Source organism: Breoghania corrubedonensis (assembly GCF_003053845.1).
In the GTDB taxonomy this organism is placed as follows: Bacteria; Pseudomonadota; Alphaproteobacteria; order Rhizobiales; family Stappiaceae; genus Breoghania; species Breoghania corrubedonensis.
On sequence record NZ_QAYG01000006.1, the window covers coordinates 104,633 to 117,517 of the forward strand.

Consider the following 12,885-nt stretch of genomic DNA (forward strand, 5'->3'; position numbering starts at 1 on the left):
CGGGTCCTCGCCCGTGCGCAGGCCGGGCCGGCGCTGCCCGCGCGAGCTTGCCCGTGCCCTCTACAGCAGTTCCTGTTCCAGTCCGGGGATGGGGCCGGTGATGTCGTAGATCTCCAGCCGGTCGTCGCGGCTGATGGCCCCGGGGTTCGATCCCGGCGCGCCTTCCGGTACGTCCATTCCGAAACAGGCGTAATACTCGATCCAGGTGGGATGCGGTTTTCCGGTCTCGATATCGCGGAAGCTCATCGGCTCCTCGATGAAAAAGGGCGCGCCGCCATTGGCGTGGCGAAACATGTTGACCACCAGCTCGGAGCAATAGAGCGCGCCGTTGCCGGTCAGGTAGAGCTCGTCATAGGGCATCTCGCACAGCGCCAGGCCATAGTTCAGGGCAGGCTCTATGAGGGCGGTGTGGCTCTCGTCAAGGCGCCCGACCATCAGCCTTTCGCGGCCCGCGTCATCGCGAGAGCGACGCGCGAAGTTCTCGAACGGCGTGAGCTTGACCTCCGGATAGAAGGCCTCCAGCACGAAATCGCCGAACGAGGCGATGGCGACGACACCCATGTGATTGAGCCGGGCGCCGCGATAGCCCACGGTGACGGCCGAGATGGCGTTGTCCTCGTGTCCGATCGCGGAGAAGATCAGGTCGCCTGTACGCATCGATTCGGGGCCTTTCCTCGTACGCGATTGCCTTCAATGGCCGCTATCATGGACGTACGAAGACGTTCAACGGGCAATAGCGCGCAGGGGGCAATGCCCGCACAAGGTGTGGCGCCCGCACCAGGTGAGACGATGGAAAACCGGGACGCGGATATCCTCACGATCGGCCACTCGACGCATACGCTGGAGACGTTCATCGCCCTTTTGCGCGGGGCGGGCGTGACGGCGCTGGCCGACGTGCGCTCCATCCCCTATTCGCGCCACATGGCCCGCTTCAACCGCGAGGCGCTGGCGGAGGCGCTCAGCCCCCACGCCATCGCCTATGTGCATCTGGGCGCCGAGCTCGGCGGACGGCCGTCCGATCCCGCGCTCCACCGGCAGGGGCGGGCCGATTACGAGAAGGTCGCGCGAACCGCGGAGTTCGCCGCCGGGCTCGACCGGGTGATGGCGGGGGCGAAGCGCTATCGCATCGCGTTGATGTGCGCCGAACGCGATCCGCTCGATTGTCATCGCTGCCTGCTGGTTTCGCGCGCGCTGAAGGAACGGGGTGTCAGGATCGGCCATATCCTGGCGGACGGGCGCATCCGCACGCATGAGGAGATCGAGGCGGATCTTCTGGAAATGGCGGGGGACGATCCCGGCCAGAGTGATTTCCTGGCGAGCGGCCCGGAGCGGCTGGCACGGGCCTACCGGCACCGCCTCGCCGGCGGTCGGCACGCCCGCACGCGCTGAGCCGGGGAGGGATATTCAAAACGAAAAGGGACGGCACCATGTGCCGTCCCTTTTCGCGCGGCTCCCGCTCTCACGGGGCCGGATGTCGTCATGTCTTTACGCGCCCCGGCCCTCAGGCCGGGACGGCCTCGGTCGTCACGAGGGATTGCGCGTCCAGCGCGACGAGCTTCTTCATCTCGCTCTGCACTTTCTCGAAGGCGCGAACCTCGATCTGGCGCACGCGCTCGCGCGAGACGCCGAATTCGCCGGAAAGGTCTTCCAGAGTGATCGGGTCTTCCGACAGGCGGCGCGCTTCGAAGATGCGGCGTTCGCGGTCGTTCAGCACATCGAGCGAGCGCTTCAGCATGGAGCGGCGATGGTCGAACTCTTCCTGTTCGGCGAGCACCGTTTCCTGGCTGTCGCTGTTGTCCACCAGCCAGTCCTGCCACTCGCCGCCGCCATCACCGTCATTGCGGATCTGGGCGTTGAGCGAGGTGTCGCCGGACAGCCGGCGGTTCATCGAGATCACCTCGGCCTCGGACACGCCGAGCCGGGTGGCGATGGTGGTGACGTCCTCCGGCTTCAGGTCGCCTTCGTCCAGTGCCTGAATCTGTCCCTTCACCTTGCGCAGGTTGAAGAACAGCCGCTTCTGGTTCGCGGTCGTGCCCATTTTCACGAGCGACCACGAGCGAAGGATATATTCCTGAATGGAGGCCTTGATCCACCACATGGCATAGGTGGCCAGCCGGAAGCCCTTGTCCGGCTCGAAGCGCTTGACGGCCTGCATCAGGCCGACATTGCCCTCCGAAATCACCTCGCCGATGGGCAGGCCATAGCCGCGATAGCCCATTGCGATCTTGGCGACGAGCCTCAGGTGGGATGTGACGAGCCTGTGCGCGGCCTCGGGATCCTCGTAATCCTGATAGCGCTTGGCCAGCATGTATTCTTCCTGCGGTTCCAGCATGGGAAACCGCCGGATTTCGGTAAGGTAACGAGAAAGTCCATTCTCGCCGGCTGAAATCGCCGGTACCGTTGCCTGGGCCATTAAATGCACCCTCCTTCATCGTGACACGGATCTCCCCAATTTCGGGCAAGATCTCTTGTTCGGACGCCCACAAGGGCGCGTCCGCCCTATGTAATATAGGGACTATTGCGACGAAAACACGGCTCAGTCAGCTTAAAGTTTCGTAACTCTCAACGAGTTCCGCCAAATCGGGCGGAAGCGGGCTTTCAAAGCGCATGACCTCACCGGTAACCGGATGTTCGAAGGCCAGAAGTCCCGCATGCAGCGCCTGGCGGCCGAAGCCCGCCACCTGTTCGCGCAATCCTTCCGGCAGCCGGTTCACCTTGGTGCGGAAATGGGCGCCGTAATCGGCATCTCCCACCAGCGGATGGCCGATATGGGCCATGTGGACGCGGATCTGGTGGGTGCGGCCGGTCTCCAGACGGCACTCGATCAGCGAGGCGAGGGAATCCCCGTCCCTGGAGCCGTAGCGCTTCTTCAGCTGCCAGTGCGTGACGGCGTGGCGCGCGCCGTGGGATTCAGGCCGCACGACCGCGATCTTCAGCCGGTTGTTGGTGGAGCGGGCGAGCGGCGCGTCGACGGTGCCCTTCAGGCCTGGAGGCGCGCCCCACACCAGCGCGCTGTAGGCACGCTCCAGCGCGCTGGTGCGGCCATGATCGGCGAACTGTGCGGAAAGCCCCTGGTGGGCCACGTCGGATTTCGCCACCACCAGCAGACCGGAGGTGTCCTTGTCGATGCGGTGGACGATGCCCGGCCGGCGCACGCCGCCGATGCCGGACAGGCTGTCGCCGCAATGAAACAGCAGCGCGTTGACAAGCGTTCCCGTCCAGTTGCCGGCGCCGGGATGCACCACGAGGCCGGCCGGCTTGTCGATGACGATCAGGTCGTCGTCCTCGTAGACGACGGAGAGCGGAATGTCTTCGGGCTGCGGCGTCGCGTCTTCGGGTTCCGGCTCGCTGAGGCGCACGGTTTCGCCTTCGTTGACCCGGTACTTGGGCTCGACTATGGTCCGCCCGCCGACCGTGACCTGGCCCTGCTTGATCAGGTCCTTGTAGCGGTTGCGGGAAAAGGTGCCGGCGCTTTTCGCAAGCCAGGCATCCAGCCGCTCGCCGGCATCGCCTGCTTCGACCGTCAGTTCCATATTCACCCGTTCTTCGCTGGGCCCGTCCGCCATGTCCGATCCTGCCTTTGACGACGAAAAAGAAAAGCCGCTCGACCCGGCCGCCGAACGGCTGCAGGCCAAGTTGAAGCGACTCGTCTTATTCTCCTCCCTTATCATGGTGGCGGGGCTTGTCGCGGTGTTTTCCGCGATCATCTACAAGGTGAACGCGCGCAGCGACAGCGCGAGCGCCGTTTCCGGCGCCCAGATGGCGGCGACGATTTCCGTTGGTCCGGATGCGCGCGTGCTTTCCACCCAGGTCGACGGCGCGCGCCTGTTCATGCTGGTGGAAGAGGGCACCGCCCGCGCCTTGCTGCAATTCGATGCCACGACGGGCAAGCTGCTGGGCCGCACGGATTTCGTTCCGCGCTAGGGTGCATTCTCCGTCTCCACGAGGGGGCGATACCCCTCACCCAGGTCCTCTCCCCATGGGAGAGAGGGACCCGTTCGCGCCGTGTCACGTCAGTGGCGATCTTGTCCGGGACGGAGCGGCGATGGATCCCCCGAACTTCGCCGGGGAATGATGACGGAGAAAGCAGGGTTTCCGGCCCCTTCTTCAACCAGCCTGGGGATAGCGACAAAGAAAGCGATTGAACCGGTTTCCCCCTCTTGCAATGCTGATCCCCACAGGTTATATCCGCCTCCCATCGCGCAAGGAAATCGCGCGACACCGCTGCTCCCATCGTCTAGCGGTCTAGGACGCTGCCCTCTCACGGCAGAAACAGGGGTTCGATTCCCCTTGGGAGTACCACTTCTTCTTCCCCCCGTATGATGGTTGTTGCCCGGTCGACGCCATTGGTGCTTTCGCGGCACTGGTGCGTTCACGCCGCTTCAACCGCGCGCCTGCTCCAGCCGCACCGCCAGTCCGCCCTCGCCGCGCCGGCGCAGCGTGACGGCGATGCCGTTGGCCTCGCAGATCTCCTCCACGATGGCCAGACCGAAGCCGTGGCCCGGGCGGTGCTCGTCGAGCCGCACGCCACGTCGGAAGGCATGGGTCAGGTCCTCCTCGCTCATGCCCGGTCCGTCATCGGCGATCTCCAGAACGTTCAGTCCGTCCGCCTCCGGCATGCTGATCTCAATCCGGTGGGTGGCCCATTTCACCGCGTTGTCGAGAAGATTGCCGAGAAGCTCCAGAAGATCGGCCACGTCGATGGCGAGCGTCGCGCCGGGCTTCACTGCGATCTGCCAGTCGAGCGCTTCGCCGTCCGGCGTCTGCTTCAGCGTGCGCACCAGCCGGTCGATCTGGGGTCTGAGTTCGGTGCGCGCGGCGGAGCGGCCGTGCGCGCGGGTGCGGATGCGGGCGAGGACGAGCTGATGCTCGATCTGGCGGCGCATGTCCGAGGCCACCGTCTCGATATCGCCGGCGGCTGCCTCCGCTCCCTCGCGCCGGAGCCGCGCGGCGAGGGAGGCGAGAACGGTGAGCGGCGTCTTCAGGCCGTGGGCGAGATCGGCGGCGCGGGCGCGGGCGTGGGAAATGGCCTTTTCCTGATCGCCCAAAAGGTCGTTGACGGCATCGATCAGCGGCATCACCTCGTCGGGCTGGTTGCCGGGCAGCGTCTGCGCGCGGCCGTCGCGGATTTTCGCGACGTCGCGTTCCAGCCGGCGTAGCGGGCGCAGGCCGACATAGGTCTGGATCGCGGCCGCCGCGATCAGCGCCAATGCCAGCAGGGCGAGCGAGGGCAGGATGGCGAGCGTGTAGTCGCGCCGCGCCTCGGCGATCTCGCCGGCATCGATGGCGACCGCGACACGCAGCCCGATCGCGCCCGAAGGCGCGGGATGGGTCACCAGCCGTTCGCGCACGATCAGCTTTTCGCGTCCCGGCCCGACGATCTCGTGACGATGCGGGGCACCGGTGGAGAGTTCGTCGCTCGGCAGGGGAAGTGTCGCGTCCCAAAGCGAGCGCGAGCGCAGGACCTGGCCGCTTCCCGTCGCGGTTATGCTCCAGTAAAGGCCTGAAAGCGGTTGGGAAAATCGCGGGTCGGCGAGATCGCGGTCAAGCTCGACGGTGCCTTGCGCATCGATCGACACGGCGGCGACGAGCTGGGTGATGAAGGTGTCGAGCTCGGCGTCGATGCGCGTTTCGTACTGGCGGGTGAAAATGGCGATGAGGCCAAAGGCGGACAGCGCCAGGGCGGCGACGACGATGACGGCGGAAAAGACGAGAAGCCGCGCGCGCAGCGACGAAGGCCCCGGCAGCGCCCGCATCAGTGTGTCTGCCTTGCCGGGGTCTCGGCAATGTAGCCGAAGCCGCGCCGGGTGCGGATGCGGTCGGCGCCGATCTTGCGTCGCAGCCGGCCGATCATCACCGCGATGGTGTTCTCGTCGCAGTCGGCGTCGGGCCCGTAAAGATGCTCGATCAGCTCGGTATGGGTTACGACCCGGTCCTGGTGGTGCATGAAATAGGCAAGCAGGCGGTATTCCTGCGGCGGCAGGTTCAGCGCGCGGCCCTTCAGCGACACCTGCTTGTGCTTGGGGTCAAGCACGAGATCGCCAAGGTACAGGTTTGCGGTGGCGTGCCCGGCGGCACGGCGGATGATGGCGCGCAGCCGGGCCAGCAGCTCCTCCATCTGGAAGGGTTTGGCGAGATAGTCGTCGGCCCCGGCCTCGATGCCTTCCACCCGCTCCATCCAGGCGCCGCGCGCGGTGAGAACAAGGATGGGAAAGCTGCGCCCGTTGGCCCGCCAGCGCTTCAGGATGGTAAGCCCGTCGAGTCCGGGAAGGCCGAGGTCGAGCACCACGCCGGCATACTCCTCCGTATCCCCAAGGAACCAGGCTTCGTTGCCGTCGGCCGCGTGTTCGACCGTGAAGCCTGCTTCCTTGAGGATATCCTCGATATCTGTCGCGATGCGGCGGTCGTCTTCCACCAGCAGGATGCGCATCGTCAGTCTACCTCCAGAATGCGCCCGTTCGACGGGTCGATGTGGTATTCGCGCACGCGGCCTTCCTCGGTCAGCACCTTGAGCTCGTAGACCGGGTGGCCGTCTTCTGTCTCCAGTTCCACACCGATGACCTTGCCGGCGCGTTCCACGCCGGAGAGCCGGATGATGTCGACAAGCGGCAGGATCGCCCCGCTTTCGCGCAGGCGGATGGCCCGGTCCTGCGAGGTGAGCTCGTGCTCCGTGCGATTCTTGTGTCCGCTGCCGTCATGGTCGGTGTCCGCATGGGCGGCGGCGAGCGTCAGCGCGGTTGTAACCGCGAGCGCCGCCGCGACGACCGCAAGTCGGCGCCGGGGTAAGGACAGCAAGAGGGGAATCGCGCGTGTGTACATGGCCTGTTGTCGCTCCTGGCGCATGACAAATACCTGACAATGCCTGTCAGACAGCGGTCAGCCGACAGTCTCTAGGGTCGCTCCTGTCATCGGGCGGGGTGCCGGGGTAGCCGGATCCACCCGCTGATTGTGAAACCGGACAAGGATAAAGACCATGGGTAAGATTTCGACATTCGCATGTGCCGCCCTTCTGGCGGCGGGCGCCGGTGCGCTGGCTGTCGGCGCGGCTCAGGCTTCCGAGGGCGAGGGCGGCTGCGGCAATGCGCCGAAGGCTCAGTGGATGAGCCAGGATGCGGCCAAGGCCAAGGGCGAGACGATGGGTTACGAAGTGCGCCGCGTGAAGGTGGAGAAGGGCTGCTACGAGCTCTACACGAAGGACAAGGCCGGCAAGCGCGCCGAACTCCTGATGAACCCGGTCTCCGGCAAGATCGTCGGTGCCGACGGGGACGACTGATGGATGCCGCCACCGAGGCGACCCGTTCCGGCCGCGATCAGCGGCCGGACGAGGTCCGGGTGTGGGACCCGCTCGTGCGCCTCTTCCACTGGAGCCTCGTCGCCTGTTTCGCCTTCGCCTATCTGACGGGCGACGAATGGAAAAGCGCTCATGAAACGGCGGGTTACGTGATCGTCGGCCTCGTCGCGTTCCGCATCCTGTGGGGGCTCGTGGGGCCCCATCACGCCCGTTTCACCAATTTCGTGCGCGGTCCTGCCACCGTCATCGGCTTCCTGCGCGACAGCGTCCGGATGAAGGCGCCGCGCCATATCGGCCACAATCCGGCCGGTGGAGCGATGGTGATCGCGCTGCTGGTCATGCTGGCCATCATCACCGGCACCGGCATCATGATGACCACCGACCGCTTCTGGGGCATCGAGTGGGTGGAAGAGGCTCATGAACTCGCCGTCAACCTGACCCTCGGCCTCGTCCTCCTCCATGTGGCGGGCGTCGTGCTGGCGAGCTTCGAACACGGCGAGAACCTCGTTCGCGCCATGGTCACCGGCCGCAAGCGCCGGTAGCGGGCTCAGGGGGCGTCGTCAACCTTGCGACGACCGCCCCTGTCCGTTTGCAAAATGTGCTTCCCGCCCATACCCCTCATCCGTCATTGCCCGGCTTCGTCCGGGCAATCCATCGCCGGCTGCGGCAGACGCGGCGCGTGCAGGATCACCCGGACTTCGCCGGGCGATGACGATGGAAGGCGCGCGGCGCGGGGCCGGCTTTCCGCGTTTTCGGCAACCGAGTTGATGACGCTGGAGAGAGCGAGACCAAGGAAACAGGGTTTCAAGCCGGCGCCAGCGCCCTGCCGTTCCGGCAAATGTTCAAGCCTTTCCGGCTTTCCTTCATCGTCGCGCGTCATTGTGCTCCCTAGTTTCCTGTCGGACTGCGGGTCTTGCTGACCGCAGGGGAGGAGATCTCGGCTCAACTGCGCACACATGCGTCGGCAGGCCGACAGGGGAGGAAAATTCATGCGTACCCAGGTCGCCATCATCGGCGCGGGCCCGTCCGGCCTGCTGTTGTCGCAGATCCTGCACAATGCCGGCATCGACAGCGTCGTTCTCGAGCGCAAGTCGCTCGACTATGTTCTCGGCCGCATTCGCGCCGGCGTTCTCGAGCAGGGGCTCGTCGACATGCTGGACGCCGCGGGTGTGGGCGAGCGCATGCATGGCGAAGGCTTCGTTCACGACGGCACAGAACTGTGCTTCGACGGCACCCGCCACCGCATCGATTTCAAGGCGCTGACCGGCAAGACCGTGATGGTCTACGGCCAGACCGAGGTCACCCGCGATCTGGTCGATGCGCGCCGTGCCGCCGACGCGCAGCTCGTCTACGAGGCCGAGGGCGTCGAACTGCACGATTTCGATACGACGAAGCCCTGGGTCACCTATCGCAAGGACGGCGTGGAGCACCGCATCGACTGCGATTTCATCGCCGGCTGCGACGGCTATCACGGCGTGTCGCGGGCAAGCGCGCCGCAGGATTCGCTGAAGACCTTCGAGCGCGTCTATCCCTTCGGCTGGCTCGGCATTCTTTCCGAGACGCCGCCGGTTTCCGATGAACTCATCTATGCCCGCCACGAACGAGGTTTCGCGCTGTGCTCCATGCGCTCGGCGATGTTGTCGCGCTACTACGTGCAGGTGCCGCTCGACGACAAGGTGGAGGCATGGTCCGACGCGCGTTTCTGGGACGAATTGCGCCGCCGCATCGACGACAAGGCCGCCGATACCATCGTCACGGGTCCCTCGATCGAGAAGACCATCGCGCCACTCAGAAGCTTCGTCGCAGAGCCGATGAAGTTCGGCCGGATGTTCCTGGTGGGCGATGCCGCTCACATCGTGCCGCCGACGGGCGCCAAGGGGCTCAATCTGGCGGCATCCGACGTTCACTATCTGTCGAGCGCGCTGATCGCTCACTACGGCAGCGGCGAGGGCGAACTGATCGAGCGGTATTCGGAAAACGCGCTGAGGCGGATCTGGAAGGCGGAGCGATTCTCCTGGTGGATGACCAATCTCATGCACACCTTCCCTGAAGCATCCTGCTTCGACGCCAGGATGCAGGTGGCCGAACTCGACTATGTCACCTCGTCGCGGGCCGGCGCCGCCGCGCTGGCGGAGAACTATGTCGGACTTCCATACTGACAAACCGGCGCATCCGCCGACCCGCGATGCGATCTGTCGGCTATGTCATTGGTGTATAATGACTATCCGAAACAGAATTTCCGCAATCGACGTTTGTCACGTAGGAGCGTTTCCTGAAACCAAGCACAGGAGACGTCACACATGGCTCGTCTGGAAGGAAAGATCGCCCTCGTCACCGGCGCCAGTTCGGGGATCGGAGAAACGACTGCCCGGGTCTTTGCGCGCGAAGGGGCTACCGTCGTGCTCGTGGCGCGCCGTGAAGCGCGGCTTGTGAAGGTGCGCGACGAGATCGCCGCGGCGGGCGGCAAGGCCGATTACGTGGTCGCGGACCTCACCGGGCCATGCGCCTGCGACAGGGTCATCGATACGGTCATAGAGCGCTTCGGCCGCATCGACGTGCTGGTCAACAATGCCGGTATTCCCGACAAGCACATGCCGACGACGCGGACCACGGACGAGTTGTGGAACCAGGTGGTCGCGGTGGACTTGACCAGCGTGTTCCGGCTTTGCCGGGCGGCGCTGAAGCACATGGAGGCGCAATCGTCGGGCAGCATCATCAATATCTCGTCGATCGGTGCACGCGGTCTCGCCGGGGCGGCCTATTCCTCGGCCAAGGCCGGAGTGATCGCGCTGACGCGCAACATCGCCATCCAGTTCGCGGGAAAGGGGATCCGCTGCAACGCCACGCTGCCGGGGCCGACGCCGACGGAACTCAACACGCCGGAGGCGCTGGCGACGTTCGATCCGCAGATGCCGGGGATCACCGCGCGCCACTTCGATCTGAGTGTCCCGGAGGCAACGACGGGCGATCAGGCGGCCGCGATCCTCTTCTTCGCCAGCGACGAGTCGAAGGCGATCACCGGCCAGTGCCTGACGGTCGACCACGGCGCAACGCTTTAACGGCGGCAGTGCCGACGGCGGGGACAGCGGATCGACCGCCCCAATCCCTCAACCGTCATTGCCCGGCGCAGTCCGGTCAATCCACGCAGGTGTCTGGTCAATCCAAGCAGCCGTCCGGGCGAGGGCGGAGTGGGGATGATGGACGGAACAGGGGGCAGGCGGGCGTGCTGGCGGTCGATCCGCTGTCATGCCCTTGCCTTTTCACGAGGTTCCGATCATGAGGCTGTGGTCACGAGACTGCGGTCAGGACGCTCCGGCGCGGGCCTTGGCGGGGCCCTTCTGGTCGCCCGCCCGGGCGCGCAGGGCGCGGATGCGGTCGGCGAGGCTGTTGCCGCCGGGCGTGCCGCCGCCGTTCAGGATGCGGTCGGTCTGCGATCCCTCGCCCTCCATCGCCGCCGTCAGGGCGACGATCTCGGCTGCGAGACCGGTGATCTGGTCGCGCAGCAGATGGTTCTCGCGTTCCTCGCCGGCGTTGAGCCTGTCGAAACGGCCGCGAAGCTGATCGTGCTCGACCGACAACCGGTTGAGCTCCTCGGCAAGCGCGTTGTTTTCCGCTTCCAGCGAGGCCAGCACGCCTTCGACGTTGTCGCCGGAGACGCCGCGCAACGCTTCCAGCTGCAGCGACAGCCGCGTGATCTCGGCCTGCGACTCGACCTTCTGGCTTTCCAGATCGAAGATCATCGATTCCATCTTCTGCAAGGCGGTGTCGGCGGAGGTGCGGGGCCTTGGCCCTTCGTGCGGCCGGGCCTTCTCCAGGTCCTCCAGCTGCCGGCGCAAGCCGTCGAGCTCACCTTCCAGGCGCATGATCCTGCTGGCGTCCGCCGTGTGGCGCGCCTTGTGGCCGGCGATTTCCTCTTCGAGCTCGACGACCGTCATGTTGATGCCGGCGGAATGCACGGCCGCGACATCCTCGGAACGCGCGAGTTCGGCGGCACGGGTCAGTTCGGCGATCTGCTTGCCGCGCTGCACCAGGGTGCGCTCGGCTTCGCGCAGGCGCGCGGACAGACGCGCGACCTCTTCCTGCCTGGTCACGATCTCGGCGCGCAGGGCCGCCTCTCGATCCTCGAGCTCGCGCACGTTGCGGGCCTTTTCGTCGCGTTCCAGAACCGCGGTCTTGAGTGCCTCGCGGGCCTCGGTGACGTCGAGTTCCTGCCGGATCATGCGTTCCTTCAGGCCCTCCGCGCCGAGTTCCAGCCGGCGGGTCTTGACCGCGTATTCGGCGCGCAGCTGATCGCGCGCGGCGCGCGCTTCGGACAGTGTCATGGGGGAGGTGGCTTCGACGGAACGCCGCGTCAGCCGCACCGCGCGGCGCCACAAGGCGGGCCCGAGAACCAGCATGAGGAGCCCTGCGGTCAAGAAACCGAGGGCAAAATACATCGCCGCGTTGATCACGATCCGGTCCCGTCTGCGCCGTTTCTGCCGGCCGTTGACAAGTCCCGGCCGTTGACAAGTCTAAGACCCAATACCGGAAGTTGTCCGGCCCGCCAAGTCCCGCGCCCTGTCATTCATATGCCCTTGTCGGGGCTTTCCTACCACAGGCAACGCGGTGTGGGGACGCCGAACAAGCGTCATCCGGTGCAAAAAAATCCGGCGACGCTCCGTCTCGCCGTCACGGCGCAACCGGCAGCGACCGCTCGCACAGTTGCTTCCCAGGCGATATCCCGTTCCCCGGCAATATCCCGTCCCTAAGCGTGCCGATTTTTGTCGCCGATGCAATGGCGAGGAATGCGGATCGGGCCAAAGCGAAAAAAAGCGACCGCCGGGCAAGGGCAGCGCGGCCGATCGCGAAGGGAAAATTGCAGGTCTTGGGCGCTCTGTGCCGGCTTCGCCGCCGGCCAGTGCCGGGCCGGTGGCGGGTTACAGCGCTGTCAGAACGGGTTCCAGGTCGGTTTGTTGGTGAATTTCAGGTAGCCGACATTGATGCCGAGCCGGGCGCCGACGCCGGCGCGGATGGGCACCACATAGATCTCGTTGTTGGACAGGACCGTCATGCCGAAGCCGCCGACCAGATAGGCGGAGCCGTTGACGCCGACATAGCGGCGGAAGATCGCGTCGACCGAGGGCAGGTTGTAGACCAGCATCATCACGCGGGCGCCGTCGCCGCCGAAATCCCAGCCGATCGAGGGGCCCTGCCAGAACACCTTGTGGTTGCCGGCGTTGCGGGTATAGAGCTCGCCCTCGCCGTAGCGCGCACCGGCGACGATGGCGCCGGAGCCTTCCTCGCCCAGAATATAGCCGTTGGGCTGGCCATACTTGGAAACGGCGTTTTCCACGACCGAGGCAAGCCCGCCGGCGGCCTTGCCGAAGAAGCGGTGGCCGGCGTCGACGACCTCATCCTGGGAATAGGACTCGCTGCCGGGAGGGGCGTTGTCGCCGTAGGTGGCCTGAGCCTGGCTTGTGGCGGGCGCAAGCGCCGCGGCGAGGATGGCGGCCGCGAACAGCGCCGGCGCGGAAAGACGCGTCACCATTTTCCTGATCGGCAGAAACATTCACGAAACTCCTTTGTGCCCAGTTCGGGAACTCGGTGCTGGGTGG

Annotated in this window: 15 protein-coding genes and 1 tRNA gene; 7 read left to right on the forward strand and 9 right to left on the reverse strand. The window is 65.7% G+C overall.

From position 1 onward, the window contains the following. Positions 1 to 60: 60 nt before the first annotated feature. Positions 61 to 657, reverse strand: coding sequence for a YiiX/YebB-like N1pC/P60 family cysteine hydrolase (locus tag C8N35_RS15750; protein WP_107990673.1), 597 nt, complete (start codon positions 655 to 657; stop codon positions 61 to 63). A gap of 93 nt (positions 658 to 750) precedes the next feature. On the opposite strand from C8N35_RS15750, the gene C8N35_RS15755 reads away from it, so the two are divergent. Next, complete coding sequence (locus C8N35_RS15755) at positions 751 to 1,389, forward strand: DUF488 domain-containing protein (RefSeq protein WP_210203554.1); 639 nt, start codon at positions 751 to 753, stop codon at positions 1,387 to 1,389. Positions 1,390 to 1,501: 112 nt separating this feature from the next. On the opposite strand, the gene rpoH is transcribed toward C8N35_RS15755, so the two are convergent. After that, positions 1,502 to 2,413, reverse strand: a complete 912-nt coding sequence (gene rpoH / locus C8N35_RS15760; RefSeq protein WP_107990675.1) for an RNA polymerase sigma factor RpoH — start codon at positions 2,411 to 2,413, stop codon at positions 1,502 to 1,504. Between the two features lie 127 nt (positions 2,414 to 2,540). Beyond that, the gene (locus C8N35_RS15765; RefSeq protein WP_107990676.1) at positions 2,541 to 3,566 is read right to left on the reverse strand and encodes an RluA family pseudouridine synthase; all 1,026 of its coding nucleotides are present in this window, start codon (positions 3,564 to 3,566) and stop codon (positions 2,541 to 2,543) included. Between C8N35_RS15765 and C8N35_RS15770 the strand changes: the two genes are divergently transcribed. Both C8N35_RS15770 and C8N35_RS15775 read left to right on the forward strand, forming a co-directional pair. Next, positions 3,565 to 3,924, forward strand: coding sequence for a hypothetical protein (locus C8N35_RS15770; protein WP_107990677.1), 360 nt, complete (start codon positions 3,565 to 3,567; stop codon positions 3,922 to 3,924). The two genes, C8N35_RS15765 and C8N35_RS15770, sit on opposite strands and share 2 nt — an antisense overlap. A gap of 302 nt (positions 3,925 to 4,226) precedes the next feature. Next, positions 4,227 to 4,302 (forward strand) — tRNA-Glu (locus tag C8N35_RS15775). Between the two features lie 80 nt (positions 4,303 to 4,382). Here C8N35_RS15775 and C8N35_RS15780 read toward each other — a convergent pair. The 3 genes from C8N35_RS15780 to C8N35_RS15790 are packed head-to-tail and all read right to left on the reverse strand — an operon-like array spanning position 4,383 to position 6,819. Then, complete coding sequence (locus C8N35_RS15780) at positions 4,383 to 5,756, reverse strand: sensor histidine kinase (RefSeq protein WP_107990678.1); 1,374 nt, start codon at positions 5,754 to 5,756, stop codon at positions 4,383 to 4,385. Beyond that, positions 5,756 to 6,430, reverse strand: coding sequence for a response regulator transcription factor (locus C8N35_RS15785; protein WP_107990679.1), 675 nt, complete (start codon positions 6,428 to 6,430; stop codon positions 5,756 to 5,758). Before C8N35_RS15785 ends, C8N35_RS15780 begins: the two co-directional genes overlap by 1 nt. Positions 6,431 to 6,432: 2 nt before the next feature. Next, positions 6,433 to 6,819: a PepSY domain-containing protein gene (locus C8N35_RS15790; RefSeq protein WP_170122122.1), complete on the reverse strand. Its 387-nt coding sequence runs from the start codon at positions 6,817 to 6,819 to the stop codon at positions 6,433 to 6,435. Positions 6,820 to 6,973: 154 nt separating this feature from the next. On the opposite strand from C8N35_RS15790, the gene C8N35_RS15795 reads away from it, so the two are divergent. Both C8N35_RS15795 and C8N35_RS15800 read left to right on the forward strand, forming a co-directional pair. Next, complete coding sequence (locus tag C8N35_RS15795; protein ID WP_107990681.1) at positions 6,974 to 7,273, forward strand: PepSY domain-containing protein; 300 nt, start codon at positions 6,974 to 6,976, stop codon at positions 7,271 to 7,273. Continuing rightward, positions 7,273 to 7,833, forward strand: a complete 561-nt coding sequence (locus C8N35_RS15800) for a cytochrome b/b6 domain-containing protein (RefSeq protein WP_107990682.1) — start codon at positions 7,273 to 7,275, stop codon at positions 7,831 to 7,833. The genes C8N35_RS15795 and C8N35_RS15800 overlap by 1 nt, the downstream gene beginning before the upstream one ends. Positions 7,834 to 7,916: 83 nt before the next feature. On the opposite strand, the gene C8N35_RS15805 is transcribed toward C8N35_RS15800, so the two are convergent. Further along, the gene (locus C8N35_RS15805; RefSeq protein ID WP_107990683.1) at positions 7,917 to 8,171 is read right to left on the reverse strand and encodes a hypothetical protein; all 255 of its coding nucleotides are present in this window, start codon (positions 8,169 to 8,171) and stop codon (positions 7,917 to 7,919) included. 109 nt (positions 8,172 to 8,280) lie between these two features. On the opposite strand from C8N35_RS15805, the gene pobA reads away from it, so the two are divergent. Continuing rightward, a complete protein-coding gene (gene pobA, locus C8N35_RS15810; protein WP_107990684.1) occupies positions 8,281 to 9,450 on the forward strand; it encodes a 4-hydroxybenzoate 3-monooxygenase in 1,170 nt (389 codons plus the stop codon). A 141-nt stretch (positions 9,451 to 9,591) separates the two neighbouring features. Beyond that, on the forward strand, positions 9,592 to 10,350 hold the full coding sequence (locus C8N35_RS15815) for an SDR family NAD(P)-dependent oxidoreductase (protein WP_107990685.1): 759 nt from the start codon (positions 9,592 to 9,594) through the stop codon (positions 10,348 to 10,350). Between the two features lie 243 nt (positions 10,351 to 10,593). Here C8N35_RS15815 and C8N35_RS15820 read toward each other — a convergent pair whose 3' ends face one another. After that, positions 10,594 to 11,613: a coiled-coil domain-containing protein gene (locus tag C8N35_RS15820; protein WP_146177416.1), complete on the reverse strand. Its 1,020-nt coding sequence runs from the start codon at positions 11,611 to 11,613 to the stop codon at positions 10,594 to 10,596. A gap of 605 nt (positions 11,614 to 12,218) precedes the next feature. Beyond that, complete coding sequence (locus C8N35_RS15825) at positions 12,219 to 12,839, reverse strand: DUF1134 domain-containing protein (protein ID WP_245926818.1); 621 nt, start codon at positions 12,837 to 12,839, stop codon at positions 12,219 to 12,221. Between the last annotated feature and the right edge of the window lie 46 nt (positions 12,840 to 12,885).